Annotated in this window: 18 protein-coding genes and 1 pseudogene; 5 read left to right on the top strand and 14 right to left on the bottom strand. The window is 66.6% G+C overall.

What is annotated here, in order from left to right; translation table 11 throughout:
- The first annotated feature begins 110 nt into the window (after positions 1-110).
- Positions 111-1,415 (top strand): thiolase family protein, encoded by a 1,305-nt coding sequence (locus NFC73_RS10990; protein ID WP_254750123.1) that lies wholly within the window; start codon positions 111-113, stop codon positions 1,413-1,415.
- The gene (locus NFC73_RS10985; RefSeq protein ID WP_254750121.1) at positions 1,412-3,628 is read left to right on the top strand and encodes a 3-hydroxyacyl-CoA dehydrogenase NAD-binding domain-containing protein; all 2,217 of its coding nucleotides are present in this window, start codon (positions 1,412-1,414) and stop codon (positions 3,626-3,628) included. Before NFC73_RS10990 ends, NFC73_RS10985 begins: the two co-directional genes overlap by 4 nt.
- Here the strand turns inward: NFC73_RS10985 and NFC73_RS10980 are convergent.
- The 3 genes from NFC73_RS10980 to NFC73_RS10970 are packed head-to-tail and all read right to left on the bottom strand — an operon-like array spanning position 3,614 to position 6,749.
- Entirely contained in the window at positions 3,614-5,143 is a 1,530-nt protein-coding gene (locus tag NFC73_RS10980; RefSeq protein WP_254750119.1) for an ABC transporter ATP-binding protein, read from the bottom strand. The genes NFC73_RS10985 and NFC73_RS10980 overlap by 15 nt on opposite strands.
- On the bottom strand, positions 5,144-5,890 hold the full coding sequence (locus NFC73_RS10975) for an energy-coupling factor transporter transmembrane component T (RefSeq protein WP_254750117.1): 747 nt from the start codon (positions 5,888-5,890) through the stop codon (positions 5,144-5,146). It lies immediately after the preceding gene.
- A gap of 10 nt (positions 5,891-5,900) precedes the next feature.
- Positions 5,901-6,749 carry an ECF transporter S component gene (locus tag NFC73_RS10970; RefSeq protein WP_254750115.1) on the bottom strand — a complete coding sequence of 283 codons (849 nt, stop codon included), beginning with the start codon at positions 6,747-6,749 and terminating at the stop codon, positions 5,901-5,903.
- 211 nt (positions 6,750-6,960) lie between these two features.
- On the opposite strand from NFC73_RS10970, the pseudogene NFC73_RS10965 reads away from it, so the two are divergent.
- Positions 6,961-8,405 (top strand): annotated as a pseudogene (locus tag NFC73_RS10965) (mycothione reductase).
- 9 nt (positions 8,406-8,414) lie between these two features.
- On the opposite strand, the gene NFC73_RS10960 reads toward NFC73_RS10965, so the two are convergent.
- The 8 genes from NFC73_RS10960 to NFC73_RS10925 form a co-directional block, all read right to left on the bottom strand.
- Positions 8,415-9,440 (bottom strand): nucleoside hydrolase, encoded by a 1,026-nt coding sequence (locus tag NFC73_RS10960; protein WP_254750113.1) that lies wholly within the window; start codon positions 9,438-9,440, stop codon positions 8,415-8,417.
- 12 nt (positions 9,441-9,452) lie between these two features.
- Positions 9,453-10,430, bottom strand: a complete 978-nt coding sequence (locus tag NFC73_RS10955; protein ID WP_254750111.1) for an aldo/keto reductase — start codon at positions 10,428-10,430, stop codon at positions 9,453-9,455.
- Between the two features lie 11 nt (positions 10,431-10,441).
- On the bottom strand, positions 10,442-11,002 hold the full coding sequence (locus NFC73_RS10950) for a hypothetical protein (RefSeq protein WP_254750109.1): 561 nt from the start codon (positions 11,000-11,002) through the stop codon (positions 10,442-10,444).
- A complete protein-coding gene (locus NFC73_RS10945; RefSeq protein ID WP_254750107.1) occupies positions 10,999-11,616 on the bottom strand; it encodes a DUF402 domain-containing protein in 618 nt (205 codons plus the stop codon). The genes NFC73_RS10950 and NFC73_RS10945 overlap by 4 nt, the downstream gene beginning before the upstream one ends.
- The gene (gene dxs, locus NFC73_RS10940) at positions 11,613-13,586 is read right to left on the bottom strand and encodes a 1-deoxy-D-xylulose-5-phosphate synthase (RefSeq protein ID WP_254750105.1); all 1,974 of its coding nucleotides are present in this window, start codon (positions 13,584-13,586) and stop codon (positions 11,613-11,615) included. The genes NFC73_RS10945 and dxs overlap by 4 nt, the downstream gene beginning before the upstream one ends.
- 129 nt (positions 13,587-13,715) lie before the next feature.
- The gene (gene acnA, locus NFC73_RS10935) at positions 13,716-16,526 is read right to left on the bottom strand and encodes an aconitate hydratase AcnA (protein WP_254750104.1); all 2,811 of its coding nucleotides are present in this window, start codon (positions 16,524-16,526) and stop codon (positions 13,716-13,718) included.
- Positions 16,527-16,677: 151 nt separating this feature from the next.
- Complete coding sequence (locus NFC73_RS10930; protein WP_254750102.1) at positions 16,678-18,084, bottom strand: class I SAM-dependent RNA methyltransferase; 1,407 nt, start codon at positions 18,082-18,084, stop codon at positions 16,678-16,680.
- Positions 18,081-20,057 carry an APC family permease gene (locus NFC73_RS10925; protein WP_254750100.1) on the bottom strand — a complete coding sequence of 659 codons (1,977 nt, stop codon included), beginning with the start codon at positions 20,055-20,057 and terminating at the stop codon, positions 18,081-18,083. The genes NFC73_RS10930 and NFC73_RS10925 overlap by 4 nt, the downstream gene beginning before the upstream one ends.
- A gap of 118 nt (positions 20,058-20,175) precedes the next feature.
- Between NFC73_RS10925 and NFC73_RS10920 the strand changes: the two genes are divergently transcribed.
- Entirely contained in the window at positions 20,176-20,847 is a 672-nt protein-coding gene (locus tag NFC73_RS10920; RefSeq protein WP_056345371.1) for a potassium channel family protein, read from the top strand.
- Positions 20,847-21,596, top strand: coding sequence for a potassium channel family protein (locus tag NFC73_RS10915; protein ID WP_141140151.1), 750 nt, complete (start codon positions 20,847-20,849; stop codon positions 21,594-21,596). The genes NFC73_RS10920 and NFC73_RS10915 overlap by 1 nt, the downstream gene beginning before the upstream one ends.
- Here NFC73_RS10915 and NFC73_RS10910 read toward each other — a convergent pair.
- From NFC73_RS10910 to NFC73_RS10900, 3 genes are read right to left on the bottom strand one after another with little or no spacing between them, the layout of a single operon-like run.
- Positions 21,563-22,315, bottom strand: a complete 753-nt coding sequence (locus NFC73_RS10910) for a DUF3159 domain-containing protein (protein ID WP_254750098.1) — start codon at positions 22,313-22,315, stop codon at positions 21,563-21,565. The two genes, NFC73_RS10915 and NFC73_RS10910, sit on opposite strands and share 34 nt — an antisense overlap.
- Complete coding sequence (locus NFC73_RS10905) at positions 22,312-22,674, bottom strand: single stranded DNA-binding domain-containing protein (protein WP_372494632.1); 363 nt, start codon at positions 22,672-22,674, stop codon at positions 22,312-22,314. The genes NFC73_RS10910 and NFC73_RS10905 overlap by 4 nt, the downstream gene beginning before the upstream one ends.
- A complete protein-coding gene (locus NFC73_RS10900; protein WP_254750096.1) occupies positions 22,667-23,404 on the bottom strand; it encodes a DUF3710 domain-containing protein in 738 nt (245 codons plus the stop codon). The genes NFC73_RS10905 and NFC73_RS10900 overlap by 8 nt, the downstream gene beginning before the upstream one ends.
- Positions 23,405-23,461 lie beyond the last annotated feature (57 nt).

Here is a 23,461-nt window from a genome sequence, read left to right as displayed (position 1 = left end):
CACCGAGCCTTGCACACTATGTTACTGACGAGTAACATAGTGTGCACTGCCGTCCCAGAGCGCTGCCCTTTGGCCTCCGGACGGCGCCAACGTCTCGATGAGGAGTAAACGTGAGCCAAGCCCGCCACAGCGGAGAACACAGCAGCGAATCCCCGCGAACTGTCCGCGACGTCGTTTTTGTTGACGGCGTCCGCACACCCTTCGGCCGGGCCGGCGAGAAAGGCATCTACGCCGGAACCCGCGCCGATGACCTGATGGTGAAGTGCATCCGCGAACTTCTGCGCCGCAACCCCACCCTGCCAGCGGCCCGGATCGACGAAGTCGCTGTCGCAGCCACCACCCAGACCGGCGACCAGGGCCTGACCCTCGGCCGTACAGCCGCCCTCCTGGCAGGGCTCCCCCGCACCGTCCCCGGCTTCGCCATCGACCGCATGTGCGCCGGCGCCATGACCGCAGTCACCACAACGGCGAGCGGCATCGGTTTCGGTGCCTACGACGTCGTCATCGCCGGTGGCGTCGAGCACATGGGCAACCACCCGATGGGCTCCGGCGCCGACCCGAACCCGCGCTTTATGTCCGAGCGGCTGGTGGATCCCGCCGCCCTGAACATGGGCAACACAGCGGAAAACCTGCATGACCGTTTTCCCGCCATCACCAAGGCACGCACCGACGCCTACGCGGTTGCCTCGCAGGACAAACTCGAGGCCGCCTACGCCAAGGGCCAGATCCAGCCGGACCTCGTTCCGGTCGCTACCCTCAAGCCGGGTGAGGGCTGGACGGTGAACAGTGTTGATGAGCCGCCCCGCCCGGGCACCACGCTGGAGGACCTGGCAGCCCTGCGGACCCCCTTCCGCGCCCACGGCCGCGTGACGGCAGGCAACGCCGCCGGTCTGAACGACGGCGCCACCGCCGCCGTCCTGGCCTCCTCCGAAGCCGCCGCGGAACTGGGCCTGCCGGTCAAGATGCGCCTGGTCAGCTACGCCTACGCCGGCGTCGAACCGGAAGTCATGGGCATCGGACCGGTGCCCGCCACCGAAAAGGCCCTGAAGAACGCCGGCCTCAGCATTGAGGACATCGGGCTTTTCGAGATCAACGAAGCATTTGCCGTGCAGGTCCTCAGCTTCCTGGACCACTTTGGAATTTCCGACGACGACCCCCGGGTAAACCGGTACGGCGGCGCCATCGCGGTGGGCCACCCCCTCGCGTCCTCCGGAGTAAGGCTGATGAACCAGCTCGCCCGGCAGTTCGAAGAAGATCCCTCGGTCCGGTACGGGATCACCACCATGTGCATAGGCTTGGGCATGGGCGCCACCGTCATCTGGGAAAACCCGCACCACTCGAAATATAGCGGCGCCGTCGCAGCTGACGGCCACGCAGCAGACACAGCAGCCACCACCGAAGGAGCCGCCGCATGAGCGCCGCCGATTTCTCCAAGCTTGCCGGGCTCTTCCCCGACGAAACCGTAACCCACTCATACGTCCAGGACATCAAACTGCCTGCCGCCCCCGGCCAGCAGAGCCCCGGCGTTTTTGCACTGATCACCCTGGACAACGGCTTGGACCACTCCAAGCCCACCACGCTGGGACCCAATACCCTTGTGGAACTGGGCACGGTCCTGGAGGGACTGAAGGAACGTGCGGCACGCCGCGAGATCGTCGGTGTGGGCGTGACCGGCAAGCCGTACTTCCTCGTGGCCGGCGCCGACCTGTCCGCGGTGAAGTCGCTGGAGAACCGCGATCATGGCCTGTGGATGGCGCAGCTCGGGCATGACGTTTATGCCACGCTGTCCAACCTCGGCGTCCCCAGCTTCGCGTTCATCAACGGCGTTGCCCTGGGCGGCGGCCTGGAGATCGCCCTGCAGTCCACGTACCGCACGGTGTCCACCGGCGCCGGTGCATTGGCGCTTCCCGAGGCTTTCATCGGCCTGGTCCCCGGTTGGGGAGGCGTCTACATCCTGCCGCGCCTGATCGGACCCGAGAACGCGGTCAAGGTGATGATCGAGAACCCGCTCAGCAACAACCGGACGCTCAACGGGCCGCAGGCCTTCCAGCTCGGTATCGCCGACGCCCTGTTCGAACCGGCGGATTTCCTGGAGCAGTCCCTCGCCTGGGCGGCCACGGTGATCACCGGCGAGGTGGTCCCTACCCGGGCCAACTCCGTGGACCCCGCTGATCCCGCCGTTGCCGGGCGCTGGTCTGCAGCCGTTGCCGCCGGCCGGTCGTTCGTGGAGTCCAAGACCTCCAATGCCTCGCCTGCCCCGGCCAAGGTCCTGGACATCCTCGACGCCAACCGGACCATGTCCCAGGCCGAATCGGCCGCCCTCGAGTGCGAAACCCTCGCCGGTCTGATGCAGACCGACGAGTTCCGCGCCACGGTCTACGCGTTCCTGGATTTGGTCCAGAAGCGTTCCAAGCGGCCAGCCGGCGCACCGGACCGTAGGCTCGCCCGTCCGGTCACCAAGATCGGCGTCGTGGGTGCTGGCCTCATGGCCAGCCAGCTGGCCCTTTTGTTCGCCCGCCAGCTCAAGGTCCCCGTGGTGATGACCGACATCGACCAGGCCCGCGTGGACAAGGGTGTGGGCTACGTCCATGCCGAGGTGGACAAGCTCCTCGGGAAGAAACGGATCAGCCAGGACGCCGCCAACCGCACCACGGCGCTGGTCACCGGATCTGTCTCCAAGGAAGCCTTCGCGGACGCCGACTTTGTCATCGAGGCTGTCTTTGAAGAGCTGAACGTCAAGAAGCAGGTCTTCGCCGAGGTGGAGGCAATCGTCTCGCCGGACTGCATCCTCGCCACCAACACGTCCTCGCTGTCCGTCACGGCCATGGCCCAAGACCTCACGCACCCGGAACGGCTGGTTGGCTTCCACTTCTTCAACCCGGTGGCCGTGATGCCGCTGCTCGAAATCGTGCGGGCACCCAAGACCGACGACGCCGTGCTGGCCACCGCTTTTGAGCTGGCCAAGGGCCTGAAGAAGACCGCGGTGCTGGTCAAGGATGCGCCGGCCTTTGTGGTCAACAGGATCCTGCTGCGGCTGATGGGCGAAGTGACGGCCGCGTTCGACGAAGGCACCCCTGCCGAGGTTGCCGACACTTCGTTACGTCCCATGGGCCTGCCGATGACGCCGTTCACGCTGGGTGCCATGGTGGGCCTGCCGGTGGCCCAGCATGTCCAGGAGTCCCTGCACGCCGCTTTCGGAGACCGCTTCGCCGTGTCCACGAACCTGCAGAAACTGATCGAGAACGGCGTGAAATCGCTCTGGGCCCCGGCAGCCGACGGCTCCCAGGAGATCCCGGAGTCCACCCTGTCGCTGATGTCCTTCGGCACGTCGCCGTCCACCGGGGACGACGTGCTGCGCCGTGTCCAGGATGCCCTCGCCGAGGAGATTGGGCTGATGCTGGATGAGGGCGTAGTGGCCGGTCCTGAAGACATCGACCTCTGCATGATCCTGGGCGCTGGCTGGCCGATGTTCCTGGGCGGCATCACGCCGTACCTGGACCGTGTTGGCGCCTCCGAACGGGTCAACGGCAGGCGCTTCCTGGCGCCCGGCGTCGCGTCGGGCCTGATCGCTCAGTCCTCCGAATCAGTCAGCCCGGATGCAGCCACCCCGGAGTCAGTCCGCGGGTAGCAGGCGGCCGGCCTCGATGCGCACCAGCCGGTGCGCGATGGACCGGGCGTAGTCCAGGTCGTGGGTGACCAGCACGACGGCGGTGCCCTCCGCCGTCGTGCTGCGCACTACCCGGTCCAGCGCGGCCAGCCCATGGCCGTCCAGGGAAACGGTCGGTTCGTCCAGTGCAAGGACCGCGGGACGCCGGGCAAGCACTGTGGCCAGTGCCAGAAGCCGCTGCTGGGACGCTGGCAGTTCGGCCGGGTGCCGCCCGGCAAGGTGCTCCAGGCCAACGGCGGCGAGGGCCTGCTGCACCGCCTGGTCAGCCGCCGGTTGCCCATGCTCGAGTCCGAAGCGGACTTCCCGTTCCACGGTCCGCTCAAACAGCTGGTCCCTGGGCTGCTGGAAGAGGAGCCCGACGTCGGCGGCCACGCGTCCCGCAGGCTGTCCACCGATGTGCCGTCCCCTGATCAGCACGCTGCCTGCGGTGGGCTGGAGCAAGCCGTTGAGGTGCCTTAGGAGCGTGGACTTTCCGGCGCCGTTGGGACCTGCCACAGCCAGGATCTCGCCCGCGCTGACGGCAAGGCTCAGTCCGTGCAGGACCGGGTCAGCAGGCGGGCCCGGTTGTGCCCGGAACCAGCCTCTGCGCGGCGTCCCCCGGTAGGTGAACGACACGTCACGCAGCTCCAAAGCCGGCGGACCGTCGAGGACGGATAGATACTCGGCTTCTGCCGGCCGGCGGAGCCCTGTGTGCGGGCGGGGGCTAACCACGCCCGCGATTTCCAGCGCGCCGGCAGCCAGGATTTCTGCCGGCGAGCCAGCCGCGGCCACGGTACCGCCGGCAAGGACCAGCCACGTATCGGCGTTGTGCAGGAAGGCGTCGGCCCGCTGGCTCAGGATCACGACGGCGGTGCCGTCCTGGACGAGGTTCCGCACCAGGGCAGCGAGGTCTTCGGCTCCGTCCATGTCGAGGGAGGCGAAGGGTTCGTCCATGATGAGAACCGCGGGGCGGGAAATGACCGCGCAGCCGATAGCCAGGCGGCGCAGCTGGCCGCCTGAAAGCGTGGCGGGATCCCGGTCCAGCAGCCGGGTCAGGCCGGTCAGTGCTGCGGTGTGCCGCACGGCGCCGGACATCGACTCCCGGTCAATCCCGGCGTTTTCCAGCCCGAAGGCCAGCTCCTCGGCCACCGTGGCACGGATGGTGGACAGGGCGGCCGCTGGATCCTGCGGCACAAAGCCCACGTGGCGGCCCCAGCTCCCGGGATCGATCCGCGGATCGGCAGCCGTTCCGGTGAACCGGAGGCACGTGCCGGCAAGCTCGAGAAAACCCGTGAGCGTCCCGCCGTCGCCGGGCAGCAACCAGCCGGCGAGCAGGCGTCCCAGGGTTGACTTGCCGCTGCCGGATCCGCCAAGCACGGCTGTCAGCGATCCCGCGGCGAAGGCCACGTCGAGCCCCGCCAGAACCGGTTCCTGCTCGCCGGAGAAGAAAAATTCTTCGATACCCGCGGCCAGGGCCGGACGTGAGCTTTGCGCCACTTAGGAAGCACCCGCCGTCGGCTGCCAGAGGCGCGCGGCGATGGCCGCCACCGCCGCCACCACCAGCACGAGGCGAACCCACCGCTGGACCGGAGAATCCTGGACCGCCCGGTAACTGGTGCGATGCCCGGTGCTACCGAACCCGCGGGCCTGTAAGGCTGCCGCGCGGGTGCCGGCTTCCTCCACGAGGGACAGCACCAGGGGAACCGCCTGCCATCGGAACGCGCCTGCGCGCCCGATAATTCCAGGCCTGATCACCAGGCCACGCGCTTCCTGGGCCTGCCTGATCCGCCCCACCCGTGAACTGATGGCCGGCAGCAGTGTCAGGGTGGAGGCGAGCACAAACGCGAACCGCGCGTGGACGCCGCGGGAGGACAGGGCAGCCACCAGGTCCGGGATGCTTATGGTGAAGGAACATAGCAGCAGCACCAGCACCGCCGCGGAAAGCTGCGCAGCCCGTTCGAGGGCAAAATGGAGCCCTTCCACGGTGACCCGCGCAGGGCCCCACTGCGCCAGGACCGTGGTGCCCTCCGGAAAAAACAGTCCGTGCAGGGCCAGCAGTGACAGAACCACCGGAACCAGGATGACCGCCACCGCCGGCAGCATCCGGCGGGCCACTCCCCCGGCTACCGACAAGCCCGCGGCCGCGGCGATCACGGTGACGGACAGCGGCCAGCTGGCAGCCGCCGTCGTAATAACTGCAGCGCTGCCGGCAGCCGCCAGCGACGTCAGGGGGTGTAGGCGCATCAGGGGTGGGTCAGGCGTCCCGGCCGGCGGATTCGCCGGTGGATTCGCCGGCGGGCTGGCTGACGGCTGTTCCGGCAAGCACGCGGTACCGCCGGACAAACGGGAACTGCAGGCGGGTGCGCCGCGGCAGGGCATACACCAGGACGGCCACGAAGGTGAAGACGATGGCCTTGTCCATGGGGTCCGAGATCAGCGCCTGCTTGGTGATGGCCGCCAGGAGGGTGTCACCCATGGAGCGGAAGGCGCTGACGATGGCGCCGGTGGCCAGGCCGGAGGTGCCGCCGAAGACGAACGCGGCAACCGGAGCGGAGACCACACCGCCGATGATGCCGGCCAGGAACCCTGCCACCGGTGCCAGGTAGAAGCGCCGGAACAGGCCGTGGCGTGCGGCGACGCCGGCCAGGAAGCCGATCAGGGCGGCACCGGCGGCGAACGGCAGGACGGTGGGGTTGAAGAAGGACCAGACAATGCTGCTGAGGGCGCCCGTGGCCGCTCCGGCGGCGGGTCCGGCCAGGACGGCGATCAGGACGGTGCCGATGGCGTCGAGGTAGAAGGGCACCAAGGTGCTGCCCACGAACTGGCCCAGGACAATGTTCAGGACCAGTGCCACCGGAATCAGCACCAGGGTGGACACGGGCAGTGTGGGCAGTACGCCGATGATCAGCAGTACAGCCCCCACGAGGAAGCCGGACAGGGCGATCAGGGCCGACGCGCTGCCGGGGCCGCCGGTGATGTCCGCGGGCTGGTTCAGCACCAGGTAGATGTACGTGCCGGCGATGGCCAACGCTCCGAGGGCTTCCAGCAGGCGGCGGTTCCGGGCAGCGGCCGGTGACGGCAAGGTGAGGGAGGGCGATGACATGGCGTTCCTTCTGGGATGCAGGCTGTGGCGCCCGGATGGCCCGGGCGGTGAGGAACGCCGCCTATGTCACCTCGGCGGCTGCCGGGGGCGTCTGTGCCGGCCCGGTTCGCGGACCAGTCTACCGTCCGTCCGCGGGCAGCAGCCCGGCCGTACGATGTGAAATGGGTTCGCACACCGACGCCCGCCCGCCTGGACCTTCCGAAAGGCACAAATGCCCCATTACGACCTGGCCATCATCGGATCCGGATCCGGCAACTCGCTGATCACCCCGTTCTGGGACGGCAGGAAAGTAGCCCTGATTGACGGCGGTGTGTTCGGCGGCACATGCCTGAACGTCGGCTGCATCCCCACGAAGATGTTTGTGTATCCGGCTACCTTGGCGGCCGTGCCCGGGGATGCCGCCCGCCTGGGTGTGGACCTGAGCCTGGACAAGGTGCGGTGGAATGAGCTGCGGGACCGGATCTTTGGCCGGATTGATGCGATTTCCGAGTCCGGCCGCCGGTACCGCGCGGAGGAATTGGAGAATGTGGACCTGGTCCAGGAGCACGCCCGGTTCACCGGTCCGCGGACGCTTACCACTGATTCCGGGCGCTTACCACTGATTCCGGGGCGGAGCTCACCGCGGACGGCGTGGTGGTGGCCGCGGGTTCCCGGGCAGTGCTCCCCGACGTGCCGGGGATCGGCCTGCCGCAGGTGCACACCTCGGACACCGTGATGCGGATCGACGGTCCGCCCGAGCGGGTAGTGGTGGTGGGCGGCGGGTACATCGCCGCCGAGTTCGCTGCCGTGTTCCACGGTTTCGGGGCCGCCGTGACCCAGGTGAACCGTTCGCAGCGGCTGCTTCGCGGCAACGACGCCGAAATCGCCGGGCGCTTCGCCGCAGCTGCGGCCAACCGCTGGAAGCTCCGGCTTGGCTACTCGCTCGAGGCGGTGGAGGACAACGGCGACGGCAGCGTCACCGTGGTGTTCGCCGGCCACGGTGGCAAACCTCTGCGGGTCCCGGCTGACATCGTCCTGATGGCCACCGGGCGCGTGCCGAACACCGACCGGCTGGGCCTGGACGCCGTCGGCTTTGACCTGAATGAGGACGATACCCTGTCCGTGGACGCGAACCTCCGGGCCCTCGCCGGCGGCACACCCGTTGACGGTGTCTATGCCCTGGGTGACATCGCCAACAGCTACCAACTCAAGCACGTCGCCAACAGGGAGGCCCGGGTGGTGGCGCACAACCTGGAACACCCGGACCGGCTCCGGACCATCGATTACACCGCGGTGCCGTTTGCGGTATTCAGCAATCCGCAGGTGGCCTCCGTGGGCCTGACCGAGGATGAAGCCCGGTCCCAGGCAACAGCCGGGACAGACGTTGTGACCGCCGTCCAGGACTACGGCTCCACTGCCTACGGCTGGGCCATGGAGGACGAGGAAGGGGTGGTCAAGCTTGTGGCCGAGCGGTCCACCGGCCGCCTGCTCGGTGCGCACATCATGGGCCACGAGGCCTCGCTCCTGATCCAGCCGCTGATCCAGGCGATGGCCACCGACGTAGCGGTCCACCAGCTCGCGAGGGGACCGTACTGGATCCATCCGGCCCTCATGGAAGTGGTGGAGAACGCCCTGCTCGCGCTGGACGTGGATTTGCCTGACAACGCGCCGCTGTAGGGCGAACGTTCAGCGCAGCCGCGCCGCGAGGCCGCCGACGGACCGTATCAATTCCCCGAAGGCCTGCTCAGGGTTGTTGTTCGAGACGATCCGGGCATTTGGCGGGTGATTCCACACGTTCCGGTAATCGGCCACGGTGGTCCCCATCAGCAGCGGCGATTCAACCTCGACATCCACGGTGGCCAGGCGGGTTGCGTAATCGAGCGTCCCGGCGGCCACACCGGCAGCGAAATAGTCGTGGACGTGCGCCAGGTAGCCCTGGCCGTAGAGACGGTGAAACTCAAAGTAGAAGCGCAGGGCATCGGACAGGTGCCGCACCAGCGGACTGTCGGCCGTGCTCCTGAGCCCTTCAGGCTGCTTCGGCAGGACGAGCTCCCGCTCACTGCAGCCGGCTGCCTCCGCGAGCCGCAACACATGCTCGGGCCGCAGCTCGATCCGCTCAGTGGTGTCCAGTGAACAGACAATGGGCAGCCGGTCCACCGGCAGGCCGCGGTAGGCCCCATAAACTTCCTTGGCTGCCTGCGGATCAACGTGAGTATTCCATTCGGCGGTGGGAGTGGTGTTCCCCTGGTGGTAGAAGCTGCCGCCCATGATCACTACCTTGCCCAGCAGTTCGGGCAGCCGGGGTTCGCGGCGGATGGCCAGCGCGAAGTTCGTCAGCGGCGCCGTGATCAGGGCCGTGAGCTCCCCCGGATGTGCGCGGGCCGCCTCCACCCAGAGGTCGGCAGCGTGCCGCGCCGAGACCGTCCCGGACGGCGGCGGCAGGACCGCGTGGCCGATGCCCTGGGGTCCATGGGTTTCCGGCGTGGTCACCAGCGGAATGCTCAGCGGAGCGGACGCGCCGACGGCGACCTCCACCCCGGTGCGTCCGCACAGCTCCAGCATGGCGAGGGTGTTTCGTGCCACCTGGTGTGCGTCCACGTTCCCGGGCGACGCCGTCACGGCCACAAACTCCAGGTCGGGCAGCGAGGCCAGGTAGGCCAGCGCCAAGGCGTCGTCAATCCCGGTATCCACGTCCAGCAGCAGTCTGGTCATCGGCGAAGTCTCCTAAAAGAGTGCGGCTTTGGGGGCCTTCGGGAAGATCGCATCCAGTTCGGCGAGTTCTGCCGGCGACGGCACCCAGGCAGCAGCGGCCGCATTTTCGCGGACCTGCTCCGGCCGGGTGGCGCCGGCGATCACGCTGCTGACGGCAGGCTGGGCCGCGAGCCAGGAGAAGGCCACCTGGATCTCGGTCAGGCCACGGTCGGCTGCGAAGGAACTGAAACGCTGGAGCTGGTCCCAGTCGGCGTCGTGCACCATGTTGGTCCGTGTATGGCTCAGCCGCGACCCCGCCGGAGCCGAGCCCGGCGAATATTTGCCCGTCAGCAGGCCGTTGGCCAGCGGGAAGTAGGGCAGGACACCCAGGCCGTAGGCTTCTGCCGCCGGGGTGACTTCGAGCTCGGCCCGCCGGTCCAGGAGGTTGTAGTGGTTCTGCGTCGAAATGAAACGGGTGCCGCCGGCGGCCCTGGCCACAAATTCCGCCTCGGCGATCTGCCAGCCGGCGCGGTTGGAGTGTCCGATGTAGCGGACCTTGCCGCTGGAGACAAGGTCATCGAGGGCACTCAGCGTCTCCTCGATGGGGGTCAGGGGGTCGGGTGTGTGGAACTGGTAAAGGTCGATCCAGTCCGTGCCCAGCCGCCGCAGCGAGGCCTCCACCGCACGGACGATGTAGCGCCGGGACCCCCGGGCCCCAAAGTCGTTGCCATTGGCGCCGCGGACGTCCATGCCGAACTTGGTGGCCACCACCGCATCATCCCGCTTGCCGGTGAGGGCTTTGCCCAGCATCGTCTCGCTGAGTCCGGGCTCCCGCCCGTAGTTGTCGGCAACGTCGAAAAGCGTCACCCCGGCGTCGAGGGCGGCAAGGACGACGGCGTCAGTCCCCGCCTGCGATTCAGTCACCGTGTTGGCACGGCCCAGGTTGTTGCACCCGAGCCCCACCACGGAGACGGTCAGCCCGGAGTTTCCCAGGCGTCGGTAGTCAGGCATGGATTTCCCCTCTAGAGGCTGAAGGAGTTGGCAGGCTTCGGGGAGTGCTTGAGTTTGAAGTTGTCCGGCTCGCTGAAGGGCGCGGCACCGATGCTGAGCTTGGTGAAGTCGAGGTCTTCGCCACGGCTGCAGACCTTGATGGCGCTGACAGCTTTGTTCACGTCGGGGCAGAGGCAGACGATGTTCAGTTTGTAGTCACTGAACTCCGAGCGTTCCACGGTTCCCAGGCCGCGCCAAGCCAGGTGGCTGATGAGGGCGTCCTTCGCCTTTTCCTCAAGGTAGCGGTCACGGTCGGTGCCCTCCTTGGTTTTGAGGGCGAACTGCGCCACCACCCAGAACTGGTCCTCGTCGGGGATTTCGGCGAAGCCGTCCTCGGCGCACTGCACGGCAAAGGCATCCATGAGGCCCTCCACCGCTGCGGCGTCAGCCACATCGGTCTCTTCGGTCTTGCTCTGGTGGCCAACCACGCCGTAGTTCATCACAAACTGGCTGTAGTCCTCGTCGAACCAGCCTTCACGGAAGTGCAGTACTCCCTCGTCGTCCCGTTTGTAGACCCTGATGATTCCGCTCATGACCGCCCCTTCGTGAACCATTCGGCATCTGTTCCGTCGAATGGTGCGTGCTGTGCCTTGACGGCCTGATAAAGATCGTCCGCGGCCGCCTGGATGTCATCCACCAGCAGGTCCGGGTAATTCATGGCGACGCGGTGCTCGGCGAACTCGTCCTGGTCATCGATGAAGACGCCCCGGCCGGCCATGCGGATCACGTCCAGGTCCATGTCGATCACATGGAACTCGGTGACCGCGGGCCGGATTTCCGTCCACTCGTGGGCGACGGCGAGGTCAACGTAGACCCTGACGCCGCTGGGGTGGGCGTCGTCGTAGAACGTGGCCACCCAGTCTCCGGACCGCGGCACCAGGAGCACGGCGTCGGATGCCGTGTAAAAGGCGGCGCCCGGGCGCGAACAGAATTCGTTGGTTCCCTGGAAGATCCACCAGCCGTGCCGGTCCTCGCCGAGGTACCGGCCCGGGACCACCCAGTGGGCTTGCCCGTTCCATTTCCGGTTCCGGGCCACCACCAGCTGGCCTGGCTGCAGTCCCGCGGGAACGCGGGTGGTGCTGGTGTGCCGCGCCGGGCTTGAATCCCCGACGGCGGCCGGATACTTCAGTGCGTCTTCTTCCCTCACAGGATCGGCAGGCTGCCGGTGGTGGGGCGCTCCTGGCCTGGCAGCGGGCGCGCGAAGGGGACCTTTGTGCCCAGAACCTGGGCGACGACGTCGTGGGTGATCTGCTGGGCCGTCAGCCCGACGCGCTCCAGCACCTGGCTGCGTGTGCCGTGGTCCAGGAACTCCGCAGGGAGCCCCACTTCGTTCAGGGCGGTATCCACGCCGGCGGCGCGCATTTCCTGACGGATCCGCGATCCGACGCCGCCTGCCCTGACACCGTCCTCGATGCAGATGACCAGCCGGTGGTGGGAGGCCAGCGCGATGATGGAGTCCCGCACGGGCAGCACCCAGCGCGGGTCCACCACGGTGGTGCTGATGCCTTGGGCGCCCAGGCGGTTGGACACGTCCAGGGCAAGTTCGGACATCGCTCCGACACTGACGATCAGGACGTCGTTTTCGGTGGAGCCGGCCGGCCGGCGGGCCAGCACGTCAACGCCGTCGGCCAGGCGTTCGATGGCTTCCACTTCGGAGCCCACGGTGCCCTTGGAGAAGCGCACCACAGTGGGGGCGTCGCTGATGGCCACGGCCTCGCGCAGCTCTTCCCGGAGCCGGGATGCGTCGCGCGGCGCGGCGAGGTGGAGTCCGGGAACGATCTGGACCATTGCCATGTCCCACATGCCGTGATGGCTGGCCCCGTCCGGGCCGGTGACGCCGGCCCGGTCCAGGACGATGGTGACGCCGGCCTTGTGCAGTGCCACGTCCATCAGGAGCTGGTCAAAGGCACGGTTCAGGAAGGTGGCATACACGGCCACCACGGGGTGGAGCCCGCCGAACGCCATGCCGGCGGCGGACGTCAGGGCATGCTGCTCGGCGATGCCGACGTCGATCACCCGGTCCGGGTGCTTGGCCGCAAACTTGTGCAGGCCCACGGGAATGAGCATGGCCCCGGTGATGCCCACAATGTCGGGGCGTTCGTCGGCGATCTTCGCGATCTCGTCAGCAAAAACAGACGTCCAGGACTGGGCCCCGGAAACACCCGTCGGCTCACCGGTCTCCGGATCGATAATGCCGACGGCGTGGAACTGGTCCGCTTCGTGGGCCCGGGCCGGGGCGTAGCCGTGGCCCTTTTCGGTCATGGCGTGGACAATCACGGGTCCGGCGTAATTCCTGGCTGTGGACAGGGCGTGCTCCATGGCCTGCAGGTTATGGCCGTCAACGGGGCCGATGTACTTCATGCCGAGGTCCTCGAACATGCCCTGCGGCGCCCACCAGTCCTTGATGCCCTTTTTCATGGCATGCAGGCTCTTGTAGGTGAACTGGCCGACGGGGCCGCCGTTCTGGAGCTTCTTCTTCCACCAGTCCAGCGTGCCCTCATAGGCAGGGGCGGCGCGGAACGAGTCGATGGTGGGGCGCAGGGAGGCGAGGTAATCCGCAAAGCCGCCTACCGTGGGGGCATAGGAGCGGCCGTTGTCGTTGACGACGATCACCACGCGGCGGCGCTTGTCCGCCGCAATGTTGTTGATGGCTTCCCAGGCCATGCCGCCGGTCAGCGCCCCGTCTCCGACGACGGCGACGGTGTAGCGCTCCGACTCGCCGGTGAGCTGCCTGGCGCGGGAGATGCCGTCCGCCCAGGAGAGGGAGGAGGAAGCATGCGAGCTTTCCACTATGTCATGCTCGGACTCGGCGCGGGACGGGTAGCCGGACATGCCGCCCTGCTGGCGCAGGGTGCTGAAGTCCTGGCGGCCGGTGAGGAGCTTGTGCACATAGGACTGGTGGCCCGTGTCGAACACAATGCTGTCCCGGGGCGAATCGAAGATGCGGTGCACGGCCAGGGTCAGCTCCACAACGCCGAGGTTCGGTCCGAGGTGTCCACCGGTCTGGGAGACGTTGGTGATCAGGAAACTCCTGACCTCAGCGGCCAGCTCTTCGAGCTGCCCTTGAGACAGCTGGTTCAGGTCCTGCGGATTCCGGATGGTGTCCAAGATTCCCAATGACCCCTCCTTCGGGTGGTAGACGTGCCTGTTAACTCTAACGCCTCGCGGAAAATGCAAAGCCGAAGCCCCGGCTGGTCGGTGACCGGCCGGGGCTTCGAAAGAGTACTGCGTGGGTTCAGATTCCGACTAGTTGGCCGAGATCTGGCGCAGGACGTACTGCAGGATGCCGCCGTTGCGGTAGTAGTCGGCTTCGCCCGGAGTATCGATGCGGAGTACTGCATCGAAGGACTTGGCGGAGCCGTCTTCTGCTGTGGCGGTGACCTTGAGGGTCTTGGGCGTGGTGCCTTCGTTCAGGGCGGTGACGCCCTCAACCGCGAAGGTTTCCGTGCCGGTCAGGCCCAGGGTGGCTGCGGACTCTCCAGCCGGGAACTGCAGGGGCAGGACGCCCATGCCGATCAGGTTGGAGCGGTGGATGCGTTCGTAGCTTTCGGCGACGACGGCCTTGACGCCCAGCAGGGCGGTGCCCTTCGCTGCCCAGTCACGCGAGGATCCGGAACCGTATTCCTTGCCCGCCAGGACCACCAGCGGGGTGCCGGCTGCCTGGTAGTTCTGTGCGGCGTCGTAGACATATGCCTGCGGGCCGTCAGCCTGGGTGAAGTCGCGGGTGAAGCCACCTTCGACGCCGTCCAGGATCTGGTTCTTGATGCGGATGTTCGCGAACGTGCCGCGGATCATGACTTCGTGGTTGCCACGGCGTGAGCCGTAGGAGTTGAAGTCCTTGCGCTGCACACCGTTGGCCAGCAGGTACTGGCCGGCGGGGGTGTCCGACTTGAAGGAACCGGCCGGGGAGATGTGGTCGGTCGTGACCGAATCGCCCAGCTTCAGCAGCACGCGGGCGCCGGAGATGTCCTGGACGGGTTCCGGCTGGGCCTTGATGCCATCGAAGTACGGGGGCTTCCGGACGTAGGTGGAGTTCGGATCCCAGGCGAAGGTGTCGCCGGCCGGGGTGTCGAGCGCCTTCCAGCGCTCGTCGCCGTCAAAGACGCCTTCGTAGCCGCGGGCGAACATGTCCTTGTCGATCGAGGAATCGATGACCTGCTGGACCTCAACCGGGTTGGGCCAGATGTCCCTCAGGAAGACCTCATTGCCTTCGGAGTCGGTGCCCAGGGAATCGGTGTCGAAGTCGAAGTCCATGGAACCGGCCAGGGCGTACGCGATGACCAGCGGCGGGGAGGCCAGGTAGTTCATCTTCACGTCCGGGTTGATCCGGCCTTCGAAGTTGCGGTTACCGGAGAGCACCGCGGTGACGGAAAGGTCGTTGGCCTGGATGGCCTCGGAGATTTCGGCGTCCAGCGGTCCGGAGTTGCCGATGCAGGTGGCGCAACCGTAACCCACGATGTAGAAGCCGAGCTTCTCGAGGTACGGGGTCAGGCCCGACTTGTTGTAGTAGTCGGTGACAACCTTGGACCCGGGAGCCACGGAGGTCTTGACCCACGGCTTCGAGGTCAGGCCCTTGTCGACCGCGTTGCGGGCCAGCAGGGCTGCGGCCAGCATCACCGAGGGGTTGGACGTGTTGGTGCAGGACGTGATCGAGGCGATGGATACGGCTCCGTGGTCCAGTTCGAACTCGCGGCCGTCTTCAGTCTTGATGTGCACCGGGTTGGTCGGACGCCCGTGGGCGCCGTTCGCTGCGGACACAACACGGCTGGTCTCGGTGGTGTGCGAGTCGGCGTGCGTGAACGACGGCGCATCCGATGCGGGGAAGGACTCGTCCAGGGACTCGTCCACGCTGCCGTCTTCGATGGCGACGTAGTTGTGGATGTCCTTGCGGAACTGTTCCTTGGCATCCGTCAGCTCAATGCGGTCCTGGGGACGCTTGGGGCCGGAGATGGAGGGAACAACCGTGGACAGGTCCAGCTCGAGGTACTCGGAGAACTTGATCTCGCGGGACGGATCGTGCCAGAGGCCCTGTTCCTTGGCGTAGGACTCCACGAGTGCCACATTTTCGTCCGAGCGGCCGGTGAGGCGCAGGTAGTCCAATGTGACGTCGTCGATGGGGAACATTGCGGCGGTGGAGCCGAATTCCGGGCTCATGTTGCCGATGGTGGCGCGGTTGGCCAGCGGCACTGCCGCAACACCTTCGCCGTAGAATTCCACGAACTTGCCCACAACACCGTGCTTGCGCAGCTGCTCGGTGATGGTCAGCACCACGTCCGTGGCGGTGGCGCCGGCCGGAATGGACCCGGTCAGCTTGAAGCCAACAACACGCGGGATGAGCATCGAGACAGGCTGTCCCAGCATGGCCGCTTCGGCTTCGATGCCGCCAACGCCCCAGCCCAGGACACCCAGGCCGTTAACCATGGTGGTGTGCGAGTCGGTGCCGACGCAGGTGTCCGGGTAGGCCCGGAGGACGCCGTCGATTTCGCGGGTCATGACGGTGCGGGCCAGGTATTCGATGTTGACCTGGTGCACAATGCCGGTTCCCGGGGGAACAACCTTGAAGTCATCGAATGCGGTCTGGCCCCAACGCAGGAACTGGTAACGCTCGCCGTTGCGCTGGTATTCGATCTCCATGTTGCGCTCCAGTGCGCCGGAGTTGCCGAAAGCGTCGATCTGCACGGAGTGGTCAATGACCATTTCCGCAGGAGCGAGGGGGTTGACCCGCTTGGGGTCGCCGCCGAGTTCCTTGACCGCTTCACGCATTGTCGCCAGGTCCACCACGCAGGGGACGCCGGTGAAGTCCTGCATGATCACGCGGGCAGGCGTGAACTGGATTTCTGTATCAGGCTGGGCATTAGGATCCCAGCCGGCCAAGGCACGCACGTGATCGGCCGTGATGTTCGCGCCGTCCTCGGTCCTCAACAGGTTTTCAAGCAATACCTTGAGGCTGAACGGAAGGTTTTCTGCACCTTCAACGGAGTTCAACCGGAAAATTTCGTATTCGGTTCCGGCTACATTAAGTTTGCCTTTTGAACCGAAGCTGTCCACAGTGCTCATCGCAGGACTCCTCTCGCAACAGTTTCATCTTTGTCGCGCGGTAGACCGCTTGCTAGTTAGGCAGGCCTAATTAGTGCTGGCCACACAATTGCAGGAGGTCAGCCGTGAATACGGGGCGCGACGTGGGATTACTAGCGCCATCCTAGTAGCATCACGGACCCGGCGTCAGCAACGCCACCGTCTCCAGGTGGTGGGTGTGCGGATAGAGATCGAAGGCCCGCAGGCCCGCCAGCGACCAGCCAGCCTGCTGGAAGTACCCCACATCGCGGGCAAATGATGCCGGGTCGCAGGAGACGTAGGCGATGGCGCGTGGCCCGGCAGCGATCAGCTGGCTGACCACGGGCTTCCCGGCGCCGGCCCGGGGCGGGTCCAGCACAATGGCATCGAAATTCCGCGGCTTTTGGCGGAGGACCCGTTCCACCCGGCCGTGTTCGATCTCCACCTGAGGCGCACCGTGAAGGTTCTTGCGGGCGTCCCGGCTGGTTCCCGGCGCACCTTCCACCGAGAGAACGGACCCGGTCTCCCCCACCGCGTCAGCCAGGGGAGCCGTGAACAGCCCGGCCCCTGCGTAGAGGTCGGCCACCACGGAACCCGGCGCCAGGAATCCGCCATTGTGCAGGAATTCTGTGACGGCCCCCACAAGCGTCCCGGGCGCGTCGCGGTGGATCTGCCAGAAACCGGCGCCCGTGACCCTGTAGTCGTGGCCGGCTGCCGACTCCTGGACCCAGGTCCGGCCCCGCAGCTGCGTGGCTTCCCCGGTCAGGGGGTCGAACGTGGCCACGGAAACGTCGTCCGGAAGCTGGGCCGCGATGGCACTGAGCCGCTTGGGTTTCATGCCGGGAGCAGGGGCCAGCAGCACCAGCGGGCGTGAACCGTTCGACGGCGCCGCCACCTCCACGCGTTCGATGCCGGTCAGATCGAGGTCCCACAAGCGGAGCCGGTTGATGCCCTCCGTTGCGAGCGGCATCTCCCGGACGGCAATGATGTGGTCGGAACGGTGCGCGTGCATGCCAAGTTTGCCGCCCGGGGTCACCGAGAAGCTGGCGCGCGTCCGCCACCCCAGGCCGGTGCCGGCGTCGTACGTTGAATCCGCCCCGCTCCCGTCCACGGGGTCCACGGCTTCCACCAGGTTTCCGAGGTCCAGCCCTTCGGGCAGGCGTTCGACGGCGGCGAGCCGCTGAAGCTGTTCGGCCAGTACGGCCGACTTGAGCGTGCGCTGTCGGGCCAGCGAGATGTGGCCGAATTCGGCTCCGCCCACCGGCGGATGTCCGTGGGCCCAGGCACGGAGGGAGTCCGCCGGACGCCAGAAGTGCTCCACCCGGTCCGGGGAGGCTTCCAGCACCTCCACAACGTCGGCACGCCAGAACTTGGCGGACTCCCCCGCGTCGGTGAGGCGGACGCGTACCTTTTCGCCGGGGATGCCGTGCCGGACAAAGATCACCCTGCCCTCGTGCCGGGCCACACAGTGGCCGCCGTGGGCCACCGGGCCGACGTCGAGCACCAGTTCGGTGGGGGCTGCCGTGGCAGCTGCGGGGTGGCTCTGGGGCTGGGGGTTCATCGGATATCCTGCATGTTTTTGGCTTCTTCGGACGATTTCAACTGCCACGGGACACTGGCCACCATCACGCCAGGTTCGAAGTGCAGCCGGGTTTTGATGCGCAGTGCTGTCTGGTTGTGAACCAGTTGTTCCCACCATTTGCCGACCACGTATTCGGGGATGTAGACCACGATCAGGTCGCGGGGGGAATCACGGCGCATGTTCTTGACGTATTCCATGATGGGCGTGATGGTTTCCCGGTACGGGCTGGCGAGGACGGTCAGCGGCACGGGGATCTCCAGCTTTTCCCAGTCGGCGACCGTGTGCGCGGTTTCTTCTGCGTTGATGTCTACCGTGATGGCGTCCAGCCGCGACGGCCTCGACGCCCGGGCGTAGGCCAGGGCACGCAATACCGGTTTGCGCACGTGGGACACCAGCAGCACCGCGTGGACCCTTGTTGGCAGGGCACGCGGCGACGAATCCTCGTCCACGGCCAGTTCCTTGGCCACATTGTCATAGTGGGCACGGATGCTCCACATGATCAGGAACAGGATAAACATGGCCAGCAGCGCGATCCACGCGCCTTGCTGGAACTTGGTGATCAGCACGATCACCAGCACCAGCGACGTCATGCCGAACCCGATGCTGTTGATGGTGCGGGACTTCACCATCCGGCGTCGGGTGGCTTTGTCCTTGGCGAGCTTGAGGTGCCTCCCCCAATGCCGGATCATGCCCAGCTGGCTAAGGGTAAAGGAGATAAAGACGCCCACGATGTAGAGCTGGATCAGTTTGGTGACGTCGCCGTTGAACGCGAGGATCAGCACCAGCGCTCCGGCGGCCAGGGCAAGGACACCGTTGCTGAACGCCAGGCGGTCTCCCCTGGTCCGTAGCTGGCGCGGCAGGTAGCCGTCCTGGGCGAGGATGGAGCCAAGTACCGGGAACCCGTTGAACGCGGTGTTCGAGGCGAACACCAGGATCACTCCGGTGGCGGCGACCACGATGAAGAACAGGATTGATCCCGCACCGAAGATGGTCTGGGCGATCTGGCTGATGGCAGGACTCTGGATGTAATCCTCCGGCAGCGGCAGGCCGTTCATCAGGAATTCCGTCGCCGGATCCAGCACAATGTGCACCTTCGTGGCGTTGGCCAGAAAGATGATGCCGGCCAGCATGGACGAGGCGATGACGCCGAGCAGCAACAGCGTGGTGGCCGCGTTTTTGCTCTTGGGTTTCTGGAAGTTGGGCACACCGTTGCTGATGGCCTCGATGCCGGTCAGCGCGGCGGCGCCGGAGGAGAACGCCCGGAGCAGGAGGAAGGCGCCGGCCAGGCCCACCAGCCCCTCGTCGAAACCGGGAGCCGGCACAATTTCGAAGGCCGCCGACGGCGCTTCGCCCAGCTGGCCTGTCGCGGCCTGGAAGACGCCCACTGCTGTCATGCCGAGGATCGCCGCCATAAAAATGTACGTGGGGACGGCGAAAACGCTGCCGGCTTCCTTGATGCCGCGGAGGTTAACGAGGGCAAGGATCACGACGCCGATGGTGGCGAACAGGGCCTGTTGCCCGTGCAGGGACGGCACCGCCGTGGTGAGGTAGGTGGCCGCCGAGGACATCGAGACGGCCACCGTCAGGACGTAGTCCACCAGGAGCGCCGAGGCCACAGTCAGCCCGGAAAACTTGCCCAGGTTTTCGTTGGCGATCTCGTAGTCCCCGCCGCCGGAAGGGTAGGCGTGCACGTTCTGCCGGTAGGACGCCACCACAGTCAGGAGGACCACCATGACGGCCAGGCCCACCCACGGCGAAAAGGCCACCGCACTCACGCCGGCGAGGGCCAGGGTGAGCAGGATTTCATCGGGGGCATAGGCCACCGAGGACAGTGCGTCGGAAGCGAAAACCGGAAGTGCTATCCGTTTGGGGAGCAAGGTATGGGCGAGCCTGTCATTCCTGAAGGGTCTGCCCACCAGCACCCGTTTCACGGCATTCAATATAGTCAGCACTCCACAAAGCTAGTCTGATTCCCCGCCCATGTCATGACGGCGTCCGGGCGGCGGCGGCACGCGCGGGGCCGGTAGAGTTCTAGCAGCAGCAACAGGCTACGGAAGTTGAGGAGATACGGTGGCGCATTTCGTGATCATGGGATGTGGCCGGGTAGGGGCCACTCTGGCGCACACGCTGGAGGACGCCGGTCATTCCGTCGCCATCATCGACCAGGACGACCGCGCGTTCCGCCGGCTTCGGCAGGGCTTCACGGGCCGGAAGGTCACCGGCGTGGGCTTCGACCGGGACACGCTCCAGCAGGCCGGTGTGGCAGAGGCGTACGCCTTCGCGGCCGTTTCCAGCGGTGACAACTCCAACATCCTGGCCACCCGCGTGGCGCGCGAGACCTTCCACGTCCCCCACGTCGTGGCCAGGATCTACGATCCCGGCCGGGCAGAAATCTATCAACGGCTCGGCATCCCCACCGTGGCCGCCGTCCGGTGGAGCGCAGACCAGGTCTTGCGCCGCATCCTGCCCGAACAGCATCTCGCCGGTGATTTCCGCGAGCCTTCCGGCCGGCTGGTCCTCGCCGAGGTGGACCTCGACGCCGGCTGGATCGGCCACCGGATCAGCGAGGTCGAAAAAGCTGCCGACATCCGGGTGGCATACCTCACCAGGTTCGGCGAGGGCATGCTTCCGGAAACCGGGACTTCGTACCAGGACGGCGACACAGTCCACGCCATGCTGCCGGTGGACCGCAGTTCCCAGGTCGCCCAGATTCTGGCCAAAGCACCCGCCAAGGAGTTGTAGTGAAAGTTGTTATTGTCGGCGCCGGCAGCGTCGGGTCATCGATCGCCAGGGAACTGCTGGCCCACAAGCACGAAATCCTGCTGATCGACCTCAAGCCTGAGGTCATCGGACGCAGCGGGCTGCGCGGCGCGCACTGGCTCGTGGGCGACGCCTGCGAGCTCAGCACCCTGCAGGGAGCGAAAGTGGAGGACGCCGACGTCGTTGTTTCAGCCACGGGCGACGACAAGGTGAACCTGGTGGTCTCACTCCTGGCCAAGACCGAATTCGGCGTGGGCCGCACCGTGGGCCGGGTCAACAACCCCAAGAACGACTGGATGTTCAACGACTCCTGGGGCGTGGACGTTGCCGTCAACACCCCCCAGCTGATGACCGCGCTTGTGGAGGAAGCGGTGGAGATCGGTGACCTGGTCCGGCTCCTGACGCTGCAGACCGGCGTCGCTTCGCTGGTGGAGTTCACGGTGCCGCACGATTCCCACGTCATTGGCCTTACGGTGGGCGACATCCATTGGCCCGAGGACGCCACGCTGGTGGCAATCCTCCGGGACCACGCACCCATCACTCCCAGCCGGGATGACGTCATTGATGGCGGGGACGAGTTGTTTTTCGTCACCACTATCGCGGCCGAGGATCAGTTGCGTGCGCTGCTGTCACCCGAATCAGCGGAGGAGCCGGAGGAGGCCTCCCCTGAGCGCGAAGGCGTGCAGCCTGCCGAAACTCAGGCGCCGGAGGACGACGGCTTCGGCGGCTGATCCGCGATCGGGGCGTCGGTGTCCGCCGGTACCGGCCGGGTGAGCAGCCACGCGATCCAGACGCCGAGGATATAGAGCGGCGCCCCCATCATCAGGCGGGTCGTGGCCAGGGCGGCGAGTCCATCCTCGCCCATCAGGTACAGGGGAACCTGAACGATCAGCCGAAGTACCAGGACCGCCACGATGATCCACGTGCCCAGGCGGTAAGCCTTAAGCCGCGCGGGATCCTTGCGCCAGTCCAGCCCTTCGTTGCGGATGATCCCGAACAGCAGGCCGGCCACCGGCCACTTGATCGCGATGGAGATCACCATGGCGAGGATGTAGGCGGTGTTCGTGAAGAAGCCCGGCAGGTAGAAGTCCTCAGCCTTGCCCGTAGTGTTGGCGAGCCAGGCCGAGATTCCCACCCCCACCACGCCGGCGAGTGCCTGGGTCAGCGGGCGCCGCTGGACGAGGCGGACCACCGTAAACACCGCGGCGGAGGCCAGCGCGGCCACCAGCGACGGCGTCAGGTCCCGCGTGACGGTAAAGGCGATCAGGAAGACCAGGCCGGGCAGAATGCTCTCGGCGATGCCCTGGATTCCTCCGGCGCTCTTGAGGACATCGATCCTGCCGTCATGGGTGCGATGCAGGCCGGCTTTGGCCGCATAGCCCTCGGCAAGTCCCTTCACCGCGGACGGCTCGGGCTGTTTGGACGGCTCGGGCTGCTGGGGCGAGGTCATTCGTTCTCCTGGCGGGAAAGTATTTCATAGCGCGGATTGAACATGGTGGGCAGGCCTTGGCTTTGGGACAACATGCCCTCAAGGCGGACTACCGTCCCGGCCTCGATGCCAGGCACCCTGCGCCGCCCCAGCCAGACCACACGCAGGCGGCCACCCGTTCCCTGTACCGGTTTGGCGCCCGTCTCGCGAACGTCGGGGTCCGAGACAATGGCGGTGAATGCAGCGTTCCGGTCCGCGGGCATGTAGGTGACCGATTCGATGTGCCCCTGGCACACTACCCTCCCCCGTTCCGGCAGCCGGCTGACCGGCATCCCCGCGTCCGGGGAGGGGCCCGGGGGACCTTGGCGCGAATCAGCCAACCTGGGTGGTTTCCGGACCGCGTTCGGGGCCCTTGAACTCGGGGGCATCGACGTCGGGGGCAGCAGGCGGCGGGGTGACGCTGGCATCCTTGGGCAGCCGCAACTGAAGCAGGTCCCGGGGTGGCATGGGGCTGTCGCCCCGGATGACCACAATCTTGCGGAAAAGGGACTCAAGCGGTGCCGCAGCCTCGCGCTCCATCGCTGCCGCGCCGCCCAGGACGCCGCGCAGGAACCACCGCGGCCCGTCGACGCCTATGAAGCGCGCCACCCGGTAGCCCTGGCTGCCGTCCTGTGCGCCGGCGGGCAGTTTGGCGATCAGTTCGGTTCCGAAGCCACCCTGGACTTCTTCAACCTGCCCGCCCTGGCTTCCCACGGACTGACCGATCTGTTCGCGGATCTCATCCCACAGTCCCTCGGTCTTGGGGGCAGCAAACGCCTGCAACTGAAGGCTGGAGCCGTTCAGGTCCATGGTCACAGCCACCACGCGCTGGGTGGCTTCCTCAACTTCGAGCCGGAGCTGGAGCCCCTCGCTCGGGGAAATCAGCAGTGCACCGAGGTCAACATATCCCTCGCGGCTGGAGATCTCGGAAACATCAAAGGGGCCCGAAGCCCGACGCCCGGCGTCCGCCGAGGCCGTGTCAGCGGAATCCGTTGATTCCACTGAGGCCTGGGATTCGTCCGGGTCGGCCGGCTGATCCTTCTTTGATTTCCTGCCGAGCCCAAAAACCATGGGGATTGTCTCCTTAGTTGTGAAAGTGACTCGCCGGGCCCGGTGGGTACCGTCGGA

Source organism: Pseudarthrobacter humi, assembly GCF_024294965.1.
Taxonomy (GTDB): Bacteria; Actinomycetota; Actinomycetes; order Actinomycetales; family Micrococcaceae; genus Arthrobacter; species Arthrobacter humi.
Note: the sequence above shows the minus strand (reverse complement) of the source record. Positions and strands in the feature narration are given on the sequence as shown.

Excerpts from the sequence above, each read along its gene's own strand:
- NFC73_RS10985 (WP_254750121.1), top strand. The coding sequence starts at position 1,412 with ATGAGCGCCGCCGATTTCTCCAAGCTTGCCGGGCTCTTCCCCGACGAA.
- NFC73_RS10975 (WP_254750117.1), bottom strand. The coding sequence starts at position 5,890 with ATGCGCCTACACCCCCTGACGTCGCTGGCGGCTGCCGGCAGCGCTGCA.
- NFC73_RS10970 (WP_254750115.1), bottom strand. The coding sequence starts at position 6,749 with ATGTCATCGCCCTCCCTCACCTTGCCGTCACCGGCCGCTGCCCGGAAC.
- NFC73_RS10960 (WP_254750113.1), bottom strand. The coding sequence starts at position 9,440 with ATGACCAGACTGCTGCTGGACGTGGATACCGGGATTGACGACGCCTTG.
- NFC73_RS10955 (WP_254750111.1), bottom strand. The coding sequence starts at position 10,430 with ATGCCTGACTACCGACGCCTGGGAAACTCCGGGCTGACCGTCTCCGTG.
- NFC73_RS10950 (WP_254750109.1), bottom strand. The coding sequence starts at position 11,002 with ATGAGCGGAATCATCAGGGTCTACAAACGGGACGACGAGGGAGTACTG.
- acnA (WP_254750104.1), bottom strand. The coding sequence starts at position 16,526 with ATGAGCACTGTGGACAGCTTCGGTTCAAAAGGCAAACTTAATGTAGCC.
- NFC73_RS10930 (WP_254750102.1), bottom strand. The coding sequence starts at position 18,084 with ATGAACCCCCAGCCCCAGAGCCACCCCGCAGCTGCCACGGCAGCCCCC.
- NFC73_RS10910 (WP_254750098.1), bottom strand. The coding sequence starts at position 22,315 with ATGACCTCGCCCCAGCAGCCCGAGCCGTCCAAACAGCCCGAGCCGTCC.
- NFC73_RS10900 (WP_254750096.1), bottom strand. The coding sequence starts at position 23,404 with ATGGTTTTTGGGCTCGGCAGGAAATCAAAGAAGGATCAGCCGGCCGAC.